The sequence below is a fragment of the Mesorhizobium sp. M1E.F.Ca.ET.041.01.1.1 genome, assembly GCF_003997355.1.
In the GTDB taxonomy this organism is placed as follows: domain Bacteria; phylum Pseudomonadota; class Alphaproteobacteria; order Rhizobiales; family Rhizobiaceae; genus Mesorhizobium.
On the sequence record NZ_RZSL01000858.1, the window covers coordinates 1 to 1,969 of the forward strand.

At 66.4% G+C, this 1,969-nt stretch carries 1 protein-coding gene and 2 pseudogenes; 2 read left to right on the top strand and 1 reads right to left on the bottom strand.

Annotated elements, in window-relative coordinates; genetic code table 11:
* Positions 1 to 19 precede the first annotated feature (19 nt).
* Positions 20 to 202, top strand: a pseudogene (locus EOA38_RS35105) (NfeD family protein); the annotation flags it as partial.
* Positions 203 to 277: 75 nt separating this feature from the next.
* On the opposite strand, the gene EOA38_RS35110 reads toward EOA38_RS35105, so the two are convergent.
* Positions 278 to 1,297, bottom strand: coding sequence for a KpsF/GutQ family sugar-phosphate isomerase (locus EOA38_RS35110; RefSeq protein ID WP_126095767.1), 1,020 nt, complete (start codon positions 1,295 to 1,297; stop codon positions 278 to 280).
* A 160-nt stretch (positions 1,298 to 1,457) separates the two neighbouring features.
* Between EOA38_RS35110 and EOA38_RS35115 the strand changes: the two are divergent.
* Positions 1,458 to 1,969 (top strand): annotated as a pseudogene (locus tag EOA38_RS35115) (hypothetical protein); the annotation flags it as partial.

Here is a 1,969-nt window from a genome sequence, read left to right on the forward strand (position 1 = left end):
TCCCCCAACCTGATGCGGCCGCGGCGCGCAGATGGTCGGCCGCACGGCGACGCTCTCCGAGCCGATCCAGAACGGCCGCGGCCGCATCAGGTTGGGGGATACGCTGTGGCGTGTCTCCGGCCCGGATCTTCCTGCGGGCGCGCAAGTGCGTGTCACGGGTGCCGCCGATACCGATCTGGAGCTGACAGTCGAAGCCGTCTGACCAAGCCAACTTCCAGGATGCGTCGAGATTTCAGGCCAGGCCCAACAGGCCGGCCTCACCGGACATCAACGCATCCTATGCCGCGCCAATGCGAAGCAGATCGTGCAGATGGACAAGGCCAACCGGGCGGCCGCCCTCGACCACCATCAGGCTGGTGATGGCGGACGTGTTGATCGTCTGCAACGCCGTCGCCACCAGCGTGTCGGGAGCCGCCGTCTTCGGCTTCTTCGTCATCACCTGATCGACACTCATTGACAGAAGATCATTGGCGATGTGGCGGCGGATGTCGCCGTCGGTGATGATGCCGATCAGCGCGCCGTCGCCGCCGGTGATCGCAACACAGCCGAAGCCCTTGCGCGACAGTTCGACGATCGCTTCGCGCATCCCGGTGCCCGACGGCACCAGCGGCAGCCGCTCGCCGACATGCATGATCTCGCGCAACTGCGTCAGGTTGGCGCCAAGCTGGCCGCCGGGATGGAAGGTGCGGAAGTGATCCGGCGTGAAGCCGCGCGCCTCGAGCAGCGCGATCGCCAGCGCATCACCCATGACCAGTTGCAGCAGCGCCGATGTCGTCGGCGCCAGCCCGTGCGGGCAGGCCTCCGGCACCGCCGGCAGGAGAAGCACCACGTCGGCGGCGCGCGCCAGCGCAGAAGTCTCGCCCGAGGTGATGGCGATGAGCGGGATCGAGAAGCGCCTGGAATAGGCGACGATGCCCATCAGCTCCTTGCTTTCGCCCGACCAGGACATGGCGATGATGGCGTCGTCCCTGGCGATCATGCCGAGATCGCCGTGATTGGCCTCGGCCGGGTGGACGAAGAAGGCGGGCGTGCCGGTCGAAGCGAGCGTCGCCGCGATCTTGGAGCCGATATGGCCGCTTTTGCCGACGCCGGTGACGATCACGCGGCCCTCGATCCGCGAGATGACCTCCACCGCGGCTGCGAATGGTTCGGACAAACCGTTATCGAGAGCGGTGGCAAGTGTCGCCACGCCGGCCTGTTCCGTCGCCACCGTTCTCAGCGCCGATTCGATCGCAGCCTGCCTGTCCGGCTGCTTTCTTTCTTCCGGCTGGTTACTTTCTTGGGACCCCGCATGCATGGCAGATGCCATTAGCGCCATGTCGCCCGCCTGTCCAACGGAATTGCCGTTTCACGCTTCCCGGGGGTTGCGAAAACGGCCCGCCTCAACCGTCCGTTAACCATCCGCCTTTACGGTTCGGTAAGTATGGCGCGACTGCGCCGCGCAAGCAGTGGTGACGATGTCCGGGGCCCAGCCTGAAACGAAAAGCGGTCGAAAGGGCATAGCCGTCAGCACACTGCTGGTGGCGGCGAGCGTTCTTGCCTTGCTGCGCCCGGCGCCGGTCCTCGCGCAGGAAACCGAGCTGCGCGGCGAGGTCTCCGAATCGGCAATTCTGACCGACCAGCAGCGCAAGGCCAGGCAATTGCGCGCGCAAGGATCGCAGGATCAGGCAGCTCCGGCGGCTGACAACCAGACACAAGCAAACCCCTACCAGCCGGAGAGCCCGGGGGCCGTTCCGGACGACGACCAGACAGCGGGCGCGACCGCGAGCATCTTCGACCAGCCGCAAGCAACCGACGACCCGTTCGCCGACGATCAGACCACGGCCCAGCCGCGCCGGCCTTCGACCGCCAGGCAGCGCGCAGCCGATGCCGACACAAAAAACGGTGCCAAGGCGACCGACAAGAAAAAGGCCAAGAAGAAGCCCGGGGAGACCACCGGCAGCACGGCCAAGACCGCCGCCGTCGGCGA

Bases quoted from the DNA above. Each gene is read 5' to 3' on its own strand.
- EOA38_RS35110 (WP_126095767.1), bottom strand. From the start codon at position 1,297: ATGCATGCGGGGTCCCAAGAAAGTAACCAGCCGGAAGAAAGAAAGCAG.